This is a genomic window from Streptomyces sp. NPDC015171 (assembly GCF_043079545.1).
Lineage (GTDB): Bacteria > Actinomycetota > Actinomycetes > Streptomycetales > Streptomycetaceae > Streptomyces.
Map to the genome: position 1 here is coordinate 40,443 of NZ_JBIBUO010000014.1, position 18,934 is coordinate 59,376.

Here is an 18,934-nt window from a genome sequence, read left to right on the forward strand (position 1 = left end):
GGCCGGCCCGGCGCGGGCCAGGATGCCGGGTGGGGCCGTGGGTGCGGGTGCCGTGGGCGCGGGCTCAGTGGGCGCCGAGTCCGCCGCCGCCGAACGAACCGCTGGAACCCTTGCTCCAGCGTGGGCGCTCCTTCGAGTCGCTCGACCTGGTGTCCATGTTGGTCAGCTCGTACGGCGTGAGCGGACGCTCGCCCTTGGCGGTCCGGGGCACGTCGGCGGATTCCCTGTTCTCGCGGATTTCGTGCACCGCCCCCTCCGGCGGCAGCTTGGGCTGCTCCTCGGCGCGGGGGCGCGGGGGCTCCCGGTACTTCTCGCGGGAGGTCAGCCAGTAGCCGCCGGCAAGTACCGCGAGGACAGCCAGGGCGATGGCGAACAGGACGAGGCTGATCAGTCCGCTCGCCGCGGCAAGCTGCATCGATGCTGTGTTCATAGGAGAGGAATACCCACCCCATAACGGTATGAACCCGGACACTATAGGTCACAGGGTGGCAATAAGGAGTGACCGGCCGCGCGACACGGCCGGGTGTGTCCGCGGGTTTCCGACGGGACGTGGTCAGCGGGCCGTGGTTTGCGGCCGTCCGCCCCGGCTACCCGCACCGTGTGACATCGTCGACTTCGCAGGACCAGCTCTACCGCTTCCTGGAGGACCGCTTCAGCTGCGCGCTGGCCTGCACGGAGTGCGCCCGGGCCTGCGCCGTACGCGCGAGTCTCATCGATCCGGGCGGCGCCGAATGCCAGGAGCGAGCGCGGCGGCTCGGCCTCATGTGCGCGGAGGCGTGTGACGCCACCCGCCGGGTGCTGTCGGAGGAGGACGCGCAGATCGAGTCGGGTGTCCGGGTCCGGGTCGCCTGGTGCCGCTCGGTCTGCCTCGAGTGCGCGGCCGCCTTCGACGAGGATCCCGACGCCGAGTCGGTCGCCGCCCTCTGCCGGGCCTGCGCCGAGGCGTGCGGGGACTTCCTCCAGCTGCTCACGTGAGCCGGGCCGTGTGACCGAGGCGGGCGTCACCGGAGCCCAATTCGCCCGTGCCCCGGCATTCCCAATTTCTGGAACGCGTTCTACCGTGTGCGCCGTGAGGACCGCCCTTGGGGAGCCTGGAGGCGCCGTGCACCTCGACCACACGCCCGAGCAGCAGCGGCTGCGCGCCGAACTGCGTGCCTATTTCGCCGAGCTGGTTCCGGACAACGCCTACGCCCGGTATTCCGACCCGGTCGCGCAGAAGCGGTTCTACCGCGCGACCATCCGCCGGCTCGGCACGGACGGCTGGCTCGGCGTCGGCTGGCCCGAGGAGTACGGCGGGCGCGGCATGACGGCGATGGAGCAGTTCATCTTCTTCGACGAGGCCGCGCAGGCCGGCGTACCCCTGCCCCTGATGGCGCTCAACACGGTCGGTCCCACGATCATGCGGTACGGCACCGACGAGCAGAAGGCGTACTTCCTGCCCCGGATCCTCTCCGGCGAGATCGACTTCGCCATCGGCTACAGCGAGCCCGACGCCGGCACCGACCTCGCCGCGCTGAAGACCCGCGCCGTACGCGACGGCGACGAGTACGTCGTCAACGGGCAGAAGATCTGGACGACCAACGGCGACACCGCCGACTGGGTGTGGCTCGCCGTGCGCACCGACCCCGCGGCCCCACCGCACCAGGGCATCACCATGCTGCTGGTGCCGACCTCGGACCCCGGCTACTCCTGCACGGTCATCCGCACCCTGGCCTCCCACGACACCACCGCGAGCTACTACGAGAACGTCCGCGTCCCCGTCTCCCGCCGCGTCGGCGCGGAGAACGCGGGCTGGCGCCTGATCACCAACCAGCTCAACCACGAACGCGTCACCCTCGCCGCCCACGGCACCATGGCCATCCGCGCCCTGCACGACGTCCAGCGCTGGGCCCGCGAGACGAAGACCGCCGACGGCCGCCGGGTGGCCGACCTGCCCTGGGTGCGCAGGCTGCTCGCCCGCACGCACACCCGGCTCGACGCCCTGAAGCTCCTGAACTGGCAGATGGTCTCGGCCGTCCAGGACGGCACACTCACGCCCCAGGACGCCTCGGCGGTCAAGGTCTACGGCTCCGAGGCCCGCCGGGACGCCTACGCCTGGCTCATGGAGATCATCGGGGCGGCCGGCCCGCTGAAAGAGGGCTCGGCCGGCGCCGTCCTCCACGGCGAACTGGAACGGGGCTACCGCTCGGCGGTCATCTTCACCTTCGGCGGCGGCAACAACGAGATCCAGCGCGAGATCATCTCGTGGATCGGCCTGGGGATGCCCCGGGTGCGCCGCTGACGGGCCACGCGACCACGGACGATGACGGGAGCAGGCAGAGCGGCGACTCGCCCGGCACGGCCGGGACAGCCGCCTCCCGCACGCTCCCGGCCACCTTCACGAGCGGAGCTAGGCCGCCTTGCGTCGTGCCGCGCGCCCGCCTGAGTCGGGCGCCTGTGCGTCCTCGAACGGGAAGGTCTCGTCCTCCCCGAAGTCCGGAGCCTGGAAGGGGTTTGTCGTCGGAGGCGGCGAAGCTGCCGTGGAGCAGCGGGGTTGCCCTTCCGGGGCGGAGAACAGCGACGTCAGATCGATGAGAGGTCTCTCTTTCAGTACAGGTCCCCGAAGGGGCCTGGTGTGCCGTGACCGGGCACAGCGGTCCTAGAGCTTGGTCATCTTCGTATACGGGCTCAAGATCCGCATCTGCGAGGAGCCGAAATCCACGAGGGCCGCGATTCCGTCCTCGATGCCGATCACCCGGCCGAGTCCGTACATGTCGTGTGTGACCTGGTCGCCCACGGCGAAGTGCTTGGGAGCGGGTGCCACCGGCGCCTTGAAGGGGCTGGTGGGCAGATGACGCTTCGGTGCAGCTGGCTTTGTCATTGTTCTCAGTATGCGCCTATGTGCATGCCGTTCGCTGTGGCCCCCGGCACAGATCTGTGCCGGGGGCCACACCGCGGGTGCCGAACCGGGGCGGTCGGCCACGGTGCCGGGTGCGCCGAACGATCGGGCGTGCGGCTAGTCCCACCGCTCTGACCAGCACAGATACCGGATTCTTGAGGGTTACCGGCGGCGGCGTGCCGATGCGGCGAAGTCGATTTCGTCCGCCGAGACGATACGGGCGCCCATGTTGCGCTCCATCATTTCCAGGGCGGCGGAGGCCAGATGGGCGTGGATGGAGGCCACGGCGTCCTTCGGTATCGTGACCTCCAGATGGCGGATGTGCGCGTCCAGGGCCGAATAGAGGACGCACTGCTCGGTGACCTGACCGGTCAGCACCACGTGTCCGACCTCCAGCCGCCACAGCAGGTACGACAGGGGAGTCTCGTAGAAGATGGAGTGGCGGGCTTTCATCACGAAGAGTGACGCGTCGTCGGGGCGGATCGGCTCGATCAGGTCGGCGTGCGGTCCGGACAGCGCCGTTTCCACGAGTTCCCCGTGGTGGGAGCGCCACAGCCCGAAGTTGTCGTTCACGTAGATCACCGGTACGTCCGCCCCGCGGGCTCGGTCGATCAGCGCCGCCAGGACCGGCACGATGCCCCGGGCGGCCGGCAGGAGCAGTTCGGCGTCCTCGTGATCGTATGTGTTGATCATGTCGATCACGATGAGCGCGGGGTCCTCGCGGCCCGTCCGCCGGTCCATGGCCTGGATCGTCCGTCCCGTGCGTCAGTCCCGCAGCCGCGGCAGGATCTTCGTGCGGTAGAAGTCGAAGAAGTTCTGCTGGTCCTTGCCGATCTGGCTGACGTACACGGTGTCGAAGCCCGCGTCGACGAACGCGGTCAGGGCCTCGATGTGCGTGTCCGGGTCGTCACCGCACGGCACAGCGGAGGCCACCTGGTCCTCCGTGACCGATTCGGACGCCTGCTCGAAATGGCGCGGGGTGGGGAGTATCTGCGCGAGTTCCCCGGGGAGTTGCTCGTTCGCCCACAGGCGGTGCGCGGTGCGGATCGCCTCCTGCCGGTCCGTGCCCCAGCACACCTTGAGACCGCCGTAGACCGGCTTGGTGGTGCCGCCGGCGCGACGGAAGCGCTCGATGAGGGCGGTGTCGGGCATCATCGTGATCAGACCGTCGCCGATCCGTGCCGCGACCTCGGCGGCCTGCGGGCCGAAGGCGGAGACGTCGATGGGGACCGGCTCGTCGGGCAGCGTGTAGAGGCGGGCGTTCTCCACCGTGTAGTGCTTGCCGTAGTGGCTCGTCGATTCGCTGGTGAACAGCTGCCGGATGATCTGGAGTGCCTCCTCCAGCATGTCCAGGCGTACCGGCGCCTCGGGCCAGTGGGTACCCAGGATGTGCTCGTTGAGCGCCTCCCCGGTACCGACTCCCAGCCGGAACCGGCCGGGGCCCAGCTGGGCGGCGGCGGTGGCGGCCGCCTGGGCGATCACCGCGGGATGGACGCGCATGATGGGGCAGGTCACAGCGGTCTCGACGGGCAGCGACACGGCTTGCGAGAGGGCGCCGATCACCGTCCACACGAACGGACTCTGGCCCTGCTCGTCGTTCCACGGGTGGTAGTGGTCCGAGATCCAGAGCGAGTCGAAGCCGGCCTGCTCGGCCATGCGGGCCTGGTCGACGAGCTCGGCCGGGCTGTGCTCCTCGCACGACAGGAAGTATCCGAAGTCGGGCATGCAGTTCTCCCAGGTGAAGCGTTCGTGGCAGGTCCGGGAACCGCCCCCGAGTACCCGGGGGACCGGCGGGCCTAACCAGAGCGGGCGCACAGCGGCCTCGTGGACCGCGCGGGCGCCGGCAGGTCCGCGCCGGACAACGCCCGGAGGCCCGCGGGGGTGCGCTATTGCCTGCCGGGATGCGGGGTACCTGTACGCCCGGAACTCAGATGCGCGTCTTCCCCCTTCCTCAGAGAGGCGGTTCTCCCCGATGACGGATACGCCGGCGCGGGCCATGTCCCCATGGCCGGACGGGGCCGACGCGCGGGTGGACCTGGCCGGGCTGGAGGCCGCGCTCGCGGCGGAGACCGCCGCCGAGGTCCGCTTCGACGCGGGAAGCCGGGGCGCGTACGCGGCGGACGGCTACCGCCACCGCCAGGTGCCGCTCGGCGTGGCCGTCCCGCGCAGCGCGGAGGACGGCGCCCGCGCCGTGGGGGTCTGCGCCCGGTTCAGCGCGCCGGTCGTGTCGCGCGGCGGCGGGACGAGTCTGGCGGGCCGGCCGGCGAACGCGGCCGTGGTGATCGACTGGCCCCCGTGCCGCCGTGCCCTGGTCTCCGTGGACCCCGGCGCGCGCACCCGCGTCGTCGAGCCGGGGATCGTGCTGGACGAACCCAACCGGCGGCTGCCCGGCCACCGACTGCAGTTCGGACCCGAACCCTCCCCCCACAGCCACTGCGCCCTCGGCGGCATCACCGGCAACAACTCGCGCGGGTCGTCGGCGCAGGCGTACGGGAAGACCGTGGACAACGTGCGCCGCCGGGAGATCCTCACCTACGACGGCGTACGCCTGTGGGTCGGGCCTACCTCCGGGGCCGAGCGGGAGCGGATCGCCGCCGAAGAGGGCCGCGCAGCCGAGATCTACGACGGCTTGGACCGCGTCGTCACCGAGTACCTGGCGGACGTCCGCACGGGCTTCCCCAGGATCCCGCGCCGCCGCCCGTAGCCCCTGGTCAGACGCCCCTGAGACGAAACTGTCCGCACCACCGGAAAGGGTCCCCGCACATGTCGACGAAGGTCTCCGACCACGTCCTGCAACGCCTTCGCGAGTGGGAGGTCGAGTACGTCTTCGCCTACCCGGGCGACGGCATCAACGGCCTGCTCGCCGCCTGGGGCCGCGCCGACGACCGGCCGCGCTTCGTCCAGTCCCGCCACGAGGAGATGTCCGCGTTCGAGGCCGTCGGCTACGCCAAGTTCTCCGGGAAGGTCGGCGTGTGCGCGGCCACCTCAGGGCCCGGCGCCATCCACCTCCTCAACGGCCTCTACGACGCCAAGCTCGACCACGTGCCCGTCGTGGCGATCGTCGGGCAGACCAACCGCAGCGCCATGGGCGGCTCCTACCAGCAGGAGGTCGACCTGCTGAGCCTCTACAAGGACGTCGCCTCCGACTTCTGCGAGATGGTCACCGTCCCCGAGCAACTGCCCAACGTGCTGGACCGGGCGATGCGTACGGCCATGGCGCGACGCTCGGTGACCGCCGTCATCATCCCCGCCGACGTACAGGAACTCGAGTACAGCGCACCCGGGCACGCCTTCAAGATGGTGCCCTCCAGCCTCGGCATGGGCCGGTACGCGCCGGTCCCCGCCGACGAGGACGTCCAACGCGCCGCCGACCTGCTGAACGCCGGCGAGAAGGTGGCCATCCTCGTCGGCCAGGGCGCCCGCGGGGCCCGGGCGGAGGTGATGGAGACAGCCGACCGGCTCGGTGCCGGCGTCGCCAAGGCGCTGCTCGGCAAGGACGCCCTGGACGACGACCTGCCCTATGTCACGGGCTCGATCGGCCTCCTCGGCACCCGGCCCTCGTACGAGCTGATGCAGGGCTGCGACACCCTGCTGGTCATCGGATCCAGCTTCCCCTACAGCCAGTTCCTGCCGGAGTTCGGACAGGCCAGGGCCGTCCAGATCGACATCGACCCGCACATGGTCGGCATGCGCTACCCCTTCGAGGTCAACCTGGTCGGCGACGCCCGCGAGACCCTGCGCCGGCTCCTGCCGCTCCTGGAACCGGCCGAGGACCGCGGCTGGCGGAAGAAGATCGAGAAGAACACGGCCCGCTGGTGGGAGGTCATGGAGCGGCGCGCCGCGGTCGCGGCCGACCCGATCAATCCCGAGTACGTCGCCCACGCCCTCAATGACCTGCTGCCCGAGAACGTGATTCTCGCCGCCGACTCCGGCTCGGCCGCCAACTGGTACGCCCGCCACCTGCGACTGCGCGGGGAGATGCGCGGATCGCTGTCGGGCACGCTCGCCACCATGGGACCCGGCGTTCCGTACGTCATCGGCGCCAAGTTCGCGCACGGCGACCGGCCGGCGATCGCGCTGGTGGGCGACGGGGCGATGCAGATGAACGGCATGGCCGAGCTGATCACCGTCGCCAAGTACTGGCGGGAGTGGGAGGATCCGCGCCTGATCGTGGCCGTGCTGAACAACCAGGACCTCAACCAGGTGACCTGGGAGATGCGCGCGATGTCCGGCGCCCCCCAGTTCCTGCCCTCCCAGTCGATCCCGGACGTCGCCTACGCCGACTTCGCGCGCATGGTGGGCCTGGACGGGCTGCGGATCGAGAAGCCCGAGGACGTCCGGGGCGCGTGGGAGCGCGCGCTCGCCGCCGACCGGCCCGTCGTGCTCGACTTCCGGACCGACCCCGCCGTACCGCCGATCCCGCCGCATGCCACCCTCGACCAGATCGAGGCCGCCGCGGCCTCCGTCCTCAAGGGCGACAGCGACCGGGCCGCGATGGTCCGCCAGGGCTTCAAGGCCAAGGTCCAGGAGTTCCTGCCGGGCCACCGGCACCGCGACGGCAATGCCTGACACGCCGGTCGACGGCAATGCCTGACACCCCGGTCGTGGAGCGCGCGGACAGCGCCGTGTTCACCGTGCCCACCGACGCGGCCGAGGCGGGCGAGGCGGGCGGCACCCGCGCCTGGGACAGCACCACGCTCGTGCCGGCCACCGTCGGCTGCGGCAGAGCCACCGGGCTCGGCTGCGCCTACGCGCCCGCGCCCACCGCGCACGTCGTCGGCGACCTGCTCGCCGGCGTGGTCGTGGGCGGCGCCGCGTTCGACGTGCCGCGGATGAGCGAGGCCATGCACCGGGCCGTCCGCCACGCCGGACTCCCGGGCGTGGCCGCGCAGGCGATCGCCGCCGTGGACCGGCCGGCCCGTCCACGCCGTCGGCCTCGCCCCCCGGCCCGCCTCTGACGGGCGCCGGGCCCGTTCGGGGGAGCCGCAGGCGCACGGCCTCGCCGGGGAGCGCGGTGCCGTGCCGCTACGGTGCGGCTGCCCGATGCGCACCCACCTCGTCGTGCTGAGCGCCCGGGACACGGCCGTCCGACCACGGCCCGTGTCCAGTCACCGCCGGCGCCTCCCGCACGGGCCTTGATACCGGGCCGCATCCTGCTCACACTGCGGGTGTGGACGGCATGGACACCCGGGGCGATCCCGGCCTCTTCGGCCCCGGCTCGGTGACGTGGCAGATGCACGGCGACCCGATGATGTGGGTCGCCGGCGTCCGCGCGCTCTACCTCCAGGCCCTGCACCCGCGCGCGGTCCGCGCAGTGATGCAGAACTCCGACTTCCGGCGCGACGCCTGGGGCCGCCTGATGCGCACCGCGAACTTCGTCGGCACCACGACGTACGGCACGACGGAGGCCGCCGAGCGGGCCGGCGCCCGCGTGCGCAAGATCCACAGCATGCTCGGGGTCACCGACCCGGCCACCGGCGAGCGGTACGGCGTGGACGAGCCCGCGCTGCTGCTGTGGGTGCACTGCGCCGAGATCGACTCCTATCTGAACGTCGCGCGCCGCTCCGGCTTCCCGCTCACCGACGCCCAGGCCGACCGGTACATCGCCGAGCACCGGGCCAGCGCCCGGCTGGTGGGTCTGGACCCGGAGACCGTCCCCGCGAGCCGCGCCGACCTCGCCGCGTACTTCGGGAGGGTCCGGCCCGAACTGGCCGCCGGCCCCGACGCCCGCACCGTGGACGACTTCCTGCGCCGGCCCCCGACGCCCCCGCTCCTCGTTCCGCTGCGCGAGCTGCTGTGGCGGTGGGTGGCACGCCTGGCGTACGACTCCCTGCCCGCGTACGCCCACGAGCTGTACGGCAGACCGGCCTCCGCGCCCGCCGCCGTCACCCGCAGACTCCGGGCCACGGGCGCTCTGCTCCGGGCGATACCCGCACGTCTGCGCTGGCAGCTGCCGCCGAAGCACATCCTGCGCGCGATGGCGAGGCTCGGACCGGACGCCCGGCCGGCACCGTTCGAACCGGGCCGCTAGACAGCCGTCGCCGCCGGCGCGGACCACACAAGGCATCCGGCTTCCCTGGTGGATCAGCACGTGTTACGAAGAACCATGTCTGCCACCGAGGGAACCCGCACGTACGACGTCGTCATCGTCGGCGGCGGCCACAACGGACTGGTCGCCGCCGCCTATCTCGCCCGCGCCGGCCGTTCCGTGCTGGTGCTGGAACGCCTGGACCACACTGGCGGCGCCGCCGTCTCCACCCGCCCGTTCGCCGGCGTCGACGCCCGCCTGTCGCGCTACTCCTACCTGGTCAGCCTGCTGCCGCAGAAGATCGTGCAGGATCTCGGACTCGACTTCAGCGTCCGCGGGCGCACGATCTCCTCCTACACCCCGGTGGAGCGGGCGGGACGCGCCACCGGGCTCCTGGTCGGCGGCGGCGAGCAGCGCACCCGGGACGCCTTCGCCCGGCTGACCGGCGGCGACCGCGAGTACGCGGCCTGGCAGCGCTTCTACGGTATGACCGGCCGCGTCGCCCAGCGCGTCTTCCCGACCCTCACCGAGCCGCTGCCCACCCGCGACGAGCTGCGCCGCCGTGTCGACGACGAGGCCGCCTGGCGGGCCCTGTTCGAGGAGCCGATCGGCGTCGCCGTCGAGGACAGCTTCGGCGACGACCTGGTCCGGGGTGTCGTCCTCACGGACGCCCTCATCGGCACCTTCGCCGACGCCCACGATCCCTCCCTCGCCCAGAACCGCTGTCTGCTCTACCACGTCATCGGCGGCGGGACCGGCGCCTGGGACGTGCCCGTCGGCGGCATGGGCGCGCTGACCGACGCGCTCGCCGGGGCGGCCCGTTCGGCGGGCGCGGTCATCGCCACCGGCCACGAGGCCGTCCGCATCGAGACCGACGGACGCACCGCCGAGGTCACCCACCGCTCCCGGGAGGGCGAGGGCGTCGCCGCCGCCCGGCACGTCCTGGTGAACGCCTCCCCGCAGGAACTGGCGGTCCTCACCGGCGACCCGTCGCCCGAACCCGCCGAGGGCGCCCAGCTCAAGGTCAACATGCTGCTGACGCGGCTCCCGAAGCTGCGTGATCCCGCCGTCGACCCCCGCGAGGCCTTCGCCGGCACCTTCCACATCGCCGAGGGCTACCGGGAACTCGCCGTCGCCCACGCCCAGGCCGCCGCCGGCGAACTCCCCGCCGCACCGCCCTCGGAGATCTACTGCCACTCGCTGACCGACCCCACGATCCTCGGCCCCGACCTCGCCGGGCGCGGCTACCAGACGCTCACCCTCTTCGGCCTGCACACCCCGGCCCGGCTCTTCGACCGGGACAACGACGCCGTACGCGATGAACTGCTGAAGTCCACCCTCGCCCAGCTCGACGCCCACCTCGCGGAGCCGCTCGCCGACTGCCTTGCCACCGACGCCGACGGCCGTCCCTGCATCGAGGCGAAGACCCCGCTCGACCTCGAACGGGATCTCCGGCTGCCCGGCGGCAACATCTTCCACCGGGCCCTGTCCTGGCCGTACGCGGAGGCGGACGACGGCCGCTGGGGCGTGGAGACCCGGCACGCCAACGTCCTCCTCTGCGGAGCGGGCGCGGTGCGCGGCGGCGGCGTGAGCGGGGTGCCGGGGCACAACGCGGCGATGGCGGTGCTGGAACACGGCTGACCGATACGGCGCGGACCGGACGGCACCTGTCCCCGGAGCGGTCCGGTACCGCTGCCGGGATGCCGGGATGCCGGGATGCCGGGATGCCGGGATGCCGGGATGCCGGGGTGCCGCCAGCGTCCGGCTCAGTCGCCCGAGATCTGCCAGCCCACCGGGGTGATCCGCGCCGCGTCCGCCGGGCGTGCCCCGTCGAACAGCACCGTTCGGCCCGCCTCGACGCGCAGGGCGTCGACGTACGCGCCCCGGCCGACGTACAGCGCGTCGGTTGAATACCGCCAGCGCAGGGTCAGCCGGGGCGCGGCCGGCAGGGTCGCCGTCACCCGGTGCCAGACGCGCCCCGACCAGCCGGTGACCGTGCCCGCCGGGTGCTCTTCGGGGTGCTCGCCGTGACGGGTGGTGGCGAAGGGGACCGATTGCCACGTGGTACCCCCGTCCGTCGTGGACTCCAGGGCCACCACGTCGGAGCGGGGTTCGGTGTCCCACCACAGGCAGCAGCGCAGCCGGGCCGCGCCGGCGGAGGTGTCCAGCGCGGGGAGGGCCAGCGTGGCGGTCGTCGCGCTCGCCATGCCCGCGAACCAGGCCGTACGGCCGCGCGCCGGCCGGACCGGGACCGCGCGGGCGAGACGGTTGCCGGCCGCGACCCGGGGTGCGGAGCCCGATCGCCAGGTGCGCACCGGGTGCACGGAGTTGCCGAGGACGATCAGGAACGAGTCGGTCGTCGGATCGAGCACCAGCGAGGTACCGGTGAAGCCGGTGTGGCCGGCCGTGCGCGGGGTGGCCATCGCGCCCATGTACCAGTGCTGGTAGAGCTCGAAGCCGAGGCCGTGCTCGTCGCCGGGGAAGGCCGTGTTGAAGTCCGTGAACATCAGGTCCACCGACTCGGGCCGCAGGATCCTGGTCCGGCCGTACGCGCCCCCGTCGAGCAGTGTGCGGCCGAGGACCGCGAGGTCCCACGCGCTCGCGAAGACGCCCGCGTGCCCCGCCACGCCGCCCAGGCTGAACGCGTTCTCGTCGTGCACCTCGCCCCACACCAGCCCGCGGTCGAGACCGGACCAGGGCCTGCGGGCGTCCTCGGTGGCCGCGATCCGCTGCCGCCAGGAGGCGGGCGGGTTGTAGCGGGTGCTGTCCAGACCGAGCGGACCGGTGATCTCGTCCCGCAGGAGGGCGTCCAGCGTGCGGCCGGTGATCCGCTCGAGGACGAGTTGCAGGGAGATCAGATTCAGGTCCGAGTACAGATACGTGGTGCCGGGCGGGTGCAGCGGGACCTCGTTCCAGATCAGCTCCAGCTTCTGCTCGTACGTCGGCGCGTCGTAGAGGGGGATCCAGGCGCGGAACCCCGAGGTGTGGGTGAGGAGCTGGCGGACGGTCACCGCCCGCTTGCCCGCGCGTCCGAAGTCCGGGAGGTAGGAGGCGACCGTCCCCTCCAGGTCCAGCGTGCCCCGCTCCAGCAGCTGCACTGCGAGCAGCGAGGTGAACAGCTTGGAGAGGGAGGCCAGGTCGAACACGGTGTCCCGGGTCATCGGCAGCTGCCGCTCCGGCGGGAACTCGATGCCGCTGTCGGTCGCCTCGTCGTAGCCGGCGTAGCGCACCGCCATGCCGATCGGCTCGTGCAGCGCCACGGTGTGCCCGCGCCCGGCGAGCAGGACGGCGCCCGCGTACCAGGGGTGGCGGGGGGAGGGGGCGAGGTACGCCTCCGCGTCCGTGACCAGCTGCCGCAGCTGGCCGGGGAGGAGTCCGGCGCGCTCGGGCGAGCCGTGGCGCAGGGTGGGGCGGCGGCCGGCGGCGGGCGCGGCGGCGGCCGGGGCCGCAGGCAGCGCGCCGAGGGCCAGCGCGCCCCCCGTCGCCAGGGAGCCGGCCACGAGCCGACGGCGTGTCAGTCCGCCCGTCCGGCTGCCCGCAAGGTCGTCCGTCATCTAGGCCTCCCGCCTGAAAGTATCTTTCGGGGCATGCCCTGCCGGTGAAACTTTCCGGTCAGGCGAGAGGTGTGTCAACGGGGTGTGCGCCGACCGCAGGAATCTGACGGAGTATCAGAAAAAGTCTTCCGTCGTCAGGACCGCTGCGGCATCCTGCGCCCATGCAGACGGAGCTGAGCCAGGAACTGGGAATCGAGCACGCCGTCTTCGGCTTCACGCCGTTCCCCGCCGTCGCCGCGGCCATCAGCCGGGCCGGCGGCTTCGGTGTGCTCGGCGCGGTCCGCTACACCGCCCCCGACGACCTCAAACGCGACCTCGACTGGCTGGACGCGCACGCCGGGGGCCGGCCCTACGGCCTCGATGTCGTCATGCCCGCGAAAAAGGTCGAAGGCGTCAGCGAGGCCGAGGTCGAGGCGATGATCCCCGAGGGGCACCGGCGGTTCGTGCGGGACACCCTCGCCGCCCACGGAGTCCCGGAGCTGGCCGCGGGCGAGGCGTCCGGATGGCGCATCACCGGCTGGATGGAGCAGGTCGCCCGCACCCAGCTCGACGTCGCCTTCGACTACCCGATCCGGCTGCTCGCCAACGCCCTCGGCTCGCCGCCCGCCGATGTCGTCGCCCGCGCCCACCGCCGGGACGTCCTGGTGGCCGCGCTGGCCGGCAGCGCCCGGCACGCCCGCAAGCACCAGGAGGCGGGCATCGACATCGTCGTGGCCCAGGGCTACGAGGCCGGGGGCCACACCGGGGAGATCGCCACCATGGTGCTCACGCCCGAGGTCGTGGAGGCCGTCGCCCCCCTGCCCGTCCTGGCCGCCGGCGGCATCGGCAGCGGCCCGCAGGTGGCGGCCGCGCTGAGCCTGGGCGCCCAGGGCGTATGGCTGGGCTCCCTGTGGCTGACCACCACAGAGGCGGACCTCCACTCGGCCGCCCTGACCCGCAAGCTGCTCGCCGCCGGCTCCGGCGACACCGTCCGCTCCCGCGCCCTGACCGGGAAACCCGCGCGCCAGCTCCGAACCGGGTGGACCGACGCCTGGGACGATCCGGCCGGGCCCGGCACCCTGCCCATGCCCCTGCAGGGCCTGCTCGTCGCCGAGGCGGTCTCCCGGATCCAGAAGTACGAGGTCGAGCCGCTGCTCGGCACTCCCGTCGGCCAGATCGTCGGCCGGATGACCGCCGAACGCAGCGTCCAGGCCGTCTTCGACGACCTCACCCGCGGCTTCGAACAGGCCGTGGACCGCATCAATCGCATCGCCGGAAGGAGCGGCCAGTGAGCACACCCCCCGCCGGATTCTGGGCGCAGGCCGCCCAGAGCCCCGAGCGCACGGTCCTGATCGCGCCGGACGGCGAGGAATGGACGGCCGGCCGGCTGCACGCCGCCGTCAACCGCCTCGTCCACGGCCTGCGCGCCGCCGGCCTGGAGCGCGGGGACGCCTTCGCGGTCGTCCTGCCCAACGGCCCCGAGTTCTTCACCGCGTACCTGGCCGCCAGCCAGGCCGGCCTCTACCTGGTCCCCGTCAACCACCACTTCGTGGGCCCGGAGATCGCCTGGATCGTCGCCGACTCCGGCGCCAAGGTGCTGATCGCCCACGAGCGGTTCGCCGCCCAGGCCCGCCAGGCGGCCGACGAGGCCGGGCTCCCGGCGGCCGGCCGGTACGCCGTCGGCACGGTCGAGGGCTTCCGGCCGTACGCCGAACTCCTGGACGGACAACCGGAGTCCGCGCCCGAGGACCGTGAGCTGGGCTGGGTCATGAACTACACCTCGGGCACGACCGGCCGCCCGCGCGGCATCCGCCGCCCGCTGCCCGGCAAGCGGCCCGAGGAGGCCTACCTCGGTGGCTTCCTCGGCATCTTCGGCATCACGCCGCACGGCGACGATGTGCACCTCGTCTGCTCGCCGCTCTACCACACCGCCGTACTCCAGTTCGCCGGCGCCTCCCTGCACATCGGCCACCGCCTGGCGCTGATGGACAAGTGGACGCCCGAGGAGATGCTCCATGTGATCGACACCCACCGGTGCACACACACCCATATGGTCCCCACCCAGTTCCACCGGTTGCTCGCCCTCCCGGACGAGGTGAAGGCCCGCTACGACGTCTCGTCCATGCGGCACGCCATCCACGGGGCCGCGCCCTGCCCCGACCATGTGAAACGGGCGATGATCGACTGGTGGGGCGACTGTGTGGAGGAGTACTACGCCGCGAGCGAGGGTGGTGGGGCCTTCGCCACCGCCGAGGACTGGCTGAAGAAGCCCGGCACCGTCGGCAAGGCCTGGCCCATCAGCGAACTCGCGATCTTCGACGAGGACGGCAACCGCCTGCCGCCCGGTGAACTCGGCACCGTCTACCTGAAGATGAACACCGGCGGCTTCTCCTACCACAAGGACGAGGCCAAGACGAGGAAGAACCGCATCGGCGACTTCTTCACCGTCGGCGACCTCGGCTATCTGGACGAGGACGGCTATCTCTTCCTCCGCGACCGCAAGATCGACATGATCATCTCCGGTGGGGTGAACATCTATCCGGCCGAGATCGAGTCCGCCCTGCTCGCCCATCCCGCCGTCGCCGACGCGGCCGTCTTCGGCATCCCGCACGACGACTGGGGCGAGGAGGTCAAGGCCGTGGTCGAACCGGCCCCGGGGCAGGAGGCGGGGCCGGAGCTGACGGCCGCGCTGCTCGCCCACTGCGCCGACCGGCTGGCCGGCTACAAGCGGCCGAAGAGCATCGACTTCATCACCGAGATGCCCCGCGACCCCAACGGCAAGCTGTACAAGCGGCGCCTGCGGGAGCCGTACTGGGCGGGGCGCACCCGACCGGTGTGACCCGTGCCCGGCGCGGCGGGCGGGTGCGGGCCCGATCGCGCCTCCGGACCGACGGCCGCGCGCCACCCTCCGCGTGCGCGGCGGCACGAGCCGGGGTGCTTGACCGGGCGGGTCCGGCGGGCCGAGGATCGGCTGTCATGACGCAGGGACATGGCAGCACCGTCGACGGGGTGCTGCGGCGCAGCGCCCGCCGCACCCCGGCGCGCATCGCGGTCGAGTACGGCGACCGGGTGTGGACGTACGAGGAACTGGACGACGCCGTCTCCCGCGCGGCCACGCTGCTGCTCGCCGAGGGCCGGGTGCCCGGCGACCGCGTCGCCGCCTACGGCCACAACTCCGACGCCTACCTGATCGCCTTCCTCGCCTGCGCCCGCGCCGGCCTGGTCCATGTGCCGGTCAACCAGCACCTCACCGGCGACGACCTGGCCTACCTCATCGGCCAGTCGGGCAGCACCCTGGTGCTCGCCGACCCGGCCATCGCCGGACAACTGCCGGACACCGTACCGACGTTGCCGCTGCGGGACACCGCCGACTCGCTGCTCGCCCGGCTCCCCGGAGCGACGCCGTACGACGGCCCCGAACCCCGCACCGAGGACCTGGTGCAGCTGCTGTACACGTCCGGTACGACGGCCCTGCCCAAGGGCGCCATGATGACCCACCGGGCCCTGGTGCACGCGTACCTGAGCGCGATCACGGCGCTCGACCTCAGCGCCGGCGACCGGCCGGTGCACGCGCTGCCGCTGTACCACTCGGCGCAGCTGCATGTGTTCCTGCTGCCCTCCCTCGCGGTGGGCGCGACGAACATCATCCTGGACGCCCCCGACGCGGACCGGCTCTTCGACCTGATCGAAGCGGGCCGCGTGGACAGCCTGTTCGCTCCGCCCACGCTGTGGATCGCCCTCGCGGGCCGGCCCGACTTCGCCACCCGGGACCTCGACGGACTGCGCAAGGCGTACTACGGCGCGTCGATCATGCCGGTGCCCGTGCTGGAGCGGCTGCGCGAGCGCCTGCCGGACCTCGCCTTCTACAACTGCTTCGGGCAGAGCGAGATCGGCCCGCTGGCCACGGTGCTCGGACCCGACGAGCACGAGGGCAGGCTGGACTCCTGCGGCCGGAGCGTGCTCTTCGTGGACGCCCGGGTGGTCGACGAGGACGGCGCCGAGGTGCCCGCCGGCACGCCCGGCGAGATCGTCTACCGCTCGCCGCAGTTGTGCGAGGGCTACTGGGACAAGCCCGAGGAGACCGCCGAGGCTTTCCGCGACGGCTGGTTCCACTCCGGGGACCTCGCGGTGCGGGACGCCGAGGGCTACTTCACCATCGTGGACCGGGTGAAGGACGTCATCAACTCCGGTGGTGTGCTGGTGGCTTCACGCCAGGTCGAGGACGCCCTCTACACCCATGAGGCGGTGGCCGAGGCCGCCGTCATCGGCCTGCCCGACGAGCGGTGGATCGAGGCCGTCACGGCGGTGGTCGTCGCGCGCGCGGAGGTGACGGAGGACCAGCTCGTCGCGCATGTGAAGGAGAAGCTCACACCGTTCAAGGCGCCCAAGCGGGTGCTGTTCGTGGACGAGTTGCCGCGCAACGCCAGCGGCAAGATCCTCAAGCGCGAGCTGCGCGAACGCTTCAGCGGCTAGCCGTCCCCCGCGACAGCGGCAGCGCGCCGGCCAGCAGCCGCCACTGGGGCAGCGCCGTGCCGCCCGGCCGGACCCCGAGCACCTGCACGGCCACGTGGTCGGCTCCGGCGTCGACATGGCCGTGCAGCTTGCGCACCACGGTGTCCGTGTCGCCCCAGAACACCAGGTCGTCCACGAAGCGGTCGCTGCCGCCGCCCGACAGGTCTTCGTCCGTGTAGCCCAGCCGGCGGAACTTGGCGTCGTTGTACGGCGTCCCGAGGTACTGGTGCAGATGCTCGCGCGCCTGTGCCCGGGCCCGGACCGGGTCGGTCTCCAGCAGTACGGCCTGCTCGACGGCCAGGAAGGCGTCCGGGCCGAGGATCTCCCGGGCCTGCGCGGTGTGGGCCGTGTTCACGTGGTAGGTATGGGCGCCGGCGGCGCGGTCGCGGGCCAGCTCCAGCATCTTCGGCCCGTACGCGGCGAGCAGCCGCCGGATCGGCGTCTCGGGGAGCGGATTGGGCGTCTCGACGGTGTCCAGCTCGTCGAGATAGGCGGCCATGGCGGCCAGCGGCTTGACGCCGGGCCGGGGTCGGCCGCCGAAGCCGAGGCCCAGCACATGCCGCCCCGGGTAGGCGTCCGCGAGCAGCACGGCGGCGCCCTGCGCCCAGCGGGCCTCCCGGGACCAGATCCGTGCGATGCCGTTGACGACGGTCAGCCCCCGGGTGGCGGCGAGCAGAAAGCCGGCGTGCGTGAACGCGTCCCGGCCGAGCGCCTCGGGAATCCACAGCGCTCGGAAACCCAGGTCCTCCAGTTGCCGCACGGAGTCCTTGACCAGCGCGGCCGGCTGGTGCTCGAAGTCGAAGGTGTAGATCCCGAATGTGCCGAGGTCCATCGGTGTGCTCCCTGGCAGGACAGATCGGTGTGCCGATGCGGCGAGGGCGCCGATTCGGTTATTCGAAATATCGCAGAATCTCGATATGAAGCGCAAGGGTCATCCGCGACCGACGGGCCGTCGAACGCCGGAGCGACTGCCTCGGGCCGATGGACCGGCGAACGCTAGAGCGTCTGCCCCAGTTCCGTGACGAGGTGGGCGATGCGCTGCTCGTCCCGCTTGTAGTGGGTCCACTTGCCCACGCGGGTCGCCCGGACCAGCCCCGCGCGCTGGAGCTCGGCCATATAGGCCGACACGGTGGACTGGGCCAGCCCCGCCTTCGCCTGTATGTGGCTCACGCACACACCGACCTCGGCCGGGTCGGCGATGGCGGTCTCCATCGGGAAGTGCCGCTCGGGCTCGCGCAGCCAGCGCAGCATCTGGAGCCGCATCGGGTTGGACAGCGCCCGCAGCGCGTTGACCAGGTCCGGGGTGGGGGCGGTGTCCGTCATGGCCGGAGTATAGGTCGCCCGCCGACGTTTCGGGATACGTCGATACGGGCCCGGTCAGCCGGTGGCCCTGTGGCGCAGCGCCTGCTTCTTGGCGCGGTTGCCGCAGGTGTCCATCGAGCACCAGCGCCGGGTGCCCGGACGCGAAGTGTCCAGGAAGACCGCTCCGCACGCGGTTCCGGCGCAGTCGCGCACCCGGTCCAGGGCCGGGGACGTGACGAGGTCCAGCGCGTCCCGGGCGACGAGGGCGAGCATGGCCCGCACCGGGTCATCGGCGTGCCAGGCCAGCTGGCCCGAGGCGGTGAGTGCGGGCACGGGCACGGCGTGTGCCGCGGCCTCGTTGACGAGGGTGCGCGCCCGGGCGTCCGGTGTCCCGCCGGCACGGGCGGCGCCGATCAGGCGGTGGACCGCCTCGCGCAGTTCCCGCGCCGTGCGCACCGAGGCCGCCGCCGCGTCGTCGACCGCCGCGGGGCAGGGGCCGCACTGCCGCACCCAGGCTGCCAGCGCCTCGGCGTCGGGCAGTTCCTCCACGGCCTCGGCCGTGCCGCGATGGCGCAGGGTCCGGATGAAGTCCAGGCAGGGGCGCCCCGCGCCCTGGCGGAAGCGGCTGGTCGTCGGCACACGCTCACCCTACAGGGGAACCGGTTTAACTGGTACCGTGCG

Annotated in this window: 17 protein-coding genes and 1 pseudogene; 10 read left to right on the forward strand and 8 right to left on the reverse strand. The window is 72.4% G+C overall.

All coding sequences use genetic code 11. The features are described 5' to 3' along the window. Positions 1–64 precede the first annotated feature (64 nt). A complete protein-coding gene (locus ACF073_RS31285; protein ID WP_392074792.1) occupies positions 65–430 on the reverse strand; it encodes a DUF6479 family protein in 366 nt (121 codons plus the stop codon). A gap of 170 nt (positions 431–600) precedes the next feature. On the opposite strand from ACF073_RS31285, the gene ACF073_RS31290 reads away from it, so the two are divergent. Together ACF073_RS31290 and ACF073_RS31295 are read left to right on the forward strand one after the other, a co-directional pair. Further along, positions 601–975 carry a ferredoxin gene (locus ACF073_RS31290; protein ID WP_392074793.1) on the forward strand — a complete coding sequence of 125 codons (375 nt, stop codon included), beginning with the start codon at positions 601–603 and terminating at the stop codon, positions 973–975. Positions 976–1,102: 127 nt separating this feature from the next. After that, a complete protein-coding gene (locus ACF073_RS31295; protein ID WP_392074936.1) occupies positions 1,103–2,281 on the forward strand; it encodes an acyl-CoA dehydrogenase family protein in 1,179 nt (392 codons plus the stop codon). A 357-nt stretch (positions 2,282–2,638) separates the two neighbouring features. On the opposite strand, the gene ACF073_RS31300 is transcribed toward ACF073_RS31295, so the two are convergent. The 3 genes from ACF073_RS31300 to ACF073_RS31310 form a co-directional block, all read right to left on the reverse strand. After that, a complete protein-coding gene (locus tag ACF073_RS31300; RefSeq protein WP_392074794.1) occupies positions 2,639–2,860 on the reverse strand; it encodes a hypothetical protein in 222 nt (73 codons plus the stop codon). A gap of 180 nt (positions 2,861–3,040) precedes the next feature. After that, complete coding sequence (locus tag ACF073_RS31305; protein ID WP_392074795.1) at positions 3,041–3,619, reverse strand: cysteine hydrolase family protein; 579 nt, start codon at positions 3,617–3,619, stop codon at positions 3,041–3,043. Positions 3,620–3,643: 24 nt separating this feature from the next. Further along, positions 3,644–4,603: a TIGR03557 family F420-dependent LLM class oxidoreductase gene (locus tag ACF073_RS31310; protein ID WP_392074796.1), complete on the reverse strand. Its 960-nt coding sequence runs from the start codon at positions 4,601–4,603 to the stop codon at positions 3,644–3,646. A 271-nt stretch (positions 4,604–4,874) separates the two neighbouring features. Between ACF073_RS31310 and ACF073_RS31315 the strand changes: the two are divergent. The 5 genes and pseudogenes from ACF073_RS31315 to ACF073_RS31335 all read left to right on the forward strand — a co-directional run. Further along, positions 4,875–5,573, forward strand: a pseudogene (locus tag ACF073_RS31315) (FAD-binding oxidoreductase); the annotation flags it as partial. 68 nt (positions 5,574–5,641) lie between these two features. Beyond that, positions 5,642–7,447, forward strand: a complete 1,806-nt coding sequence (locus ACF073_RS31320) for a thiamine pyrophosphate-requiring protein (RefSeq protein ID WP_392074797.1) — start codon at positions 5,642–5,644, stop codon at positions 7,445–7,447. Positions 7,448–7,464: 17 nt separating this feature from the next. After that, on the forward strand, positions 7,465–7,836 hold the full coding sequence (locus ACF073_RS31325) for a hypothetical protein (RefSeq protein ID WP_392074798.1): 372 nt from the start codon (positions 7,465–7,467) through the stop codon (positions 7,834–7,836). 221 nt (positions 7,837–8,057) lie between these two features. Further along, on the forward strand, positions 8,058–8,909 hold the full coding sequence (locus tag ACF073_RS31330) for an oxygenase MpaB family protein (protein ID WP_392074937.1): 852 nt from the start codon (positions 8,058–8,060) through the stop codon (positions 8,907–8,909). Between the two features lie 75 nt (positions 8,910–8,984). Beyond that, positions 8,985–10,547 (forward strand): phytoene desaturase family protein, encoded by a 1,563-nt coding sequence (locus ACF073_RS31335; RefSeq protein ID WP_392074799.1) that lies wholly within the window; start codon positions 8,985–8,987, stop codon positions 10,545–10,547. A gap of 125 nt (positions 10,548–10,672) precedes the next feature. Here the strand turns inward: ACF073_RS31335 and ACF073_RS31340 are convergent, their stop codons facing one another. Then, the gene (locus ACF073_RS31340; RefSeq protein WP_392074800.1) at positions 10,673–12,460 is read right to left on the reverse strand and encodes a serine hydrolase; all 1,788 of its coding nucleotides are present in this window, start codon (positions 12,458–12,460) and stop codon (positions 10,673–10,675) included. A 161-nt stretch (positions 12,461–12,621) separates the two neighbouring features. Between ACF073_RS31340 and ACF073_RS31345 the strand changes: the two genes are divergently transcribed. The 3 genes from ACF073_RS31345 (at position 12,622) to ACF073_RS31355 (ending at position 16,912) form a co-directional block, all read left to right on the forward strand. Next, positions 12,622–13,731, forward strand: a complete 1,110-nt coding sequence (locus tag ACF073_RS31345; protein ID WP_392074801.1) for an NAD(P)H-dependent flavin oxidoreductase — start codon at positions 12,622–12,624, stop codon at positions 13,729–13,731. After that, positions 13,728–15,278 (forward strand): acyl-CoA synthetase, encoded by a 1,551-nt coding sequence (locus ACF073_RS31350; protein ID WP_392074802.1) that lies wholly within the window; start codon positions 13,728–13,730, stop codon positions 15,276–15,278. Before ACF073_RS31345 ends, ACF073_RS31350 begins: the two co-directional genes overlap by 4 nt. A 137-nt stretch (positions 15,279–15,415) precedes the next feature. After that, the gene (locus ACF073_RS31355) at positions 15,416–16,912 is read left to right on the forward strand and encodes a fatty acyl-CoA synthetase (protein ID WP_392074803.1); all 1,497 of its coding nucleotides are present in this window, start codon (positions 15,416–15,418) and stop codon (positions 16,910–16,912) included. Here ACF073_RS31355 and ACF073_RS31360 read toward each other — a convergent pair. The 3 genes from ACF073_RS31360 to ACF073_RS31370 all read right to left on the reverse strand — a co-directional run bounded on the left by ACF073_RS31360 (position 16,902) and on the right by ACF073_RS31370 (position 18,892). Continuing rightward, a complete protein-coding gene (locus tag ACF073_RS31360) occupies positions 16,902–17,783 on the reverse strand; it encodes a TIGR03620 family F420-dependent LLM class oxidoreductase (protein ID WP_392074804.1) in 882 nt (293 codons plus the stop codon). The genes ACF073_RS31355 and ACF073_RS31360 overlap by 11 nt on opposite strands. 164 nt (positions 17,784–17,947) lie before the next feature. Next, a complete protein-coding gene (locus tag ACF073_RS31365; RefSeq protein WP_392074805.1) occupies positions 17,948–18,274 on the reverse strand; it encodes an ArsR/SmtB family transcription factor in 327 nt (108 codons plus the stop codon). Positions 18,275–18,328: 54 nt separating this feature from the next. After that, the gene (locus tag ACF073_RS31370; protein WP_392074806.1) at positions 18,329–18,892 is read right to left on the reverse strand and encodes a CGNR zinc finger domain-containing protein; all 564 of its coding nucleotides are present in this window, start codon (positions 18,890–18,892) and stop codon (positions 18,329–18,331) included. Positions 18,893–18,934 lie beyond the last annotated feature (42 nt).

Bases quoted from the DNA above. Each gene is read 5' to 3' on its own strand.
- ACF073_RS31365 (WP_392074805.1), bottom strand. From the start codon at position 18,274: ATGACGGACACCGCCCCCACCCCGGACCTGGTCAACGCGCTGCGGGCG.
- ACF073_RS31360 (WP_392074804.1), bottom strand. From the start codon at position 17,783: ATGGACCTCGGCACATTCGGGATCTACACCTTCGACTTCGAGCACCAG.
- ACF073_RS31310 (WP_392074796.1), bottom strand. From the start codon at position 4,603: ATGCCCGACTTCGGATACTTCCTGTCGTGCGAGGAGCACAGCCCGGCC.
- ACF073_RS31345 (WP_392074801.1), top strand. From the start codon at position 12,622: ATGCAGACGGAGCTGAGCCAGGAACTGGGAATCGAGCACGCCGTCTTC.
- ACF073_RS31330 (WP_392074937.1), top strand. From the start codon at position 8,058: ATGGACACCCGGGGCGATCCCGGCCTCTTCGGCCCCGGCTCGGTGACG.
- ACF073_RS31325 (WP_392074798.1), top strand. From the start codon at position 7,465: ATGCCTGACACCCCGGTCGTGGAGCGCGCGGACAGCGCCGTGTTCACC.
- ACF073_RS31335 (WP_392074799.1), top strand. From the start codon at position 8,985: ATGTCTGCCACCGAGGGAACCCGCACGTACGACGTCGTCATCGTCGGC.
- ACF073_RS31340 (WP_392074800.1), bottom strand. From the start codon at position 12,460: ATGACGGACGACCTTGCGGGCAGCCGGACGGGCGGACTGACACGCCGT.
- ACF073_RS31355 (WP_392074803.1), top strand. From the start codon at position 15,416: ATGACGCAGGGACATGGCAGCACCGTCGACGGGGTGCTGCGGCGCAGC.
- ACF073_RS31305 (WP_392074795.1), bottom strand. From the start codon at position 3,619: ATGGACCGGCGGACGGGCCGCGAGGACCCCGCGCTCATCGTGATCGAC.
- ACF073_RS31285 (WP_392074792.1), bottom strand. From the start codon at position 430: ATGAACACAGCATCGATGCAGCTTGCCGCGGCGAGCGGACTGATCAGC.
- ACF073_RS31300 (WP_392074794.1), bottom strand. From the start codon at position 2,860: ATGACAAAGCCAGCTGCACCGAAGCGTCATCTGCCCACCAGCCCCTTC.
- ACF073_RS31320 (WP_392074797.1), top strand. From the start codon at position 5,642: ATGTCGACGAAGGTCTCCGACCACGTCCTGCAACGCCTTCGCGAGTGG.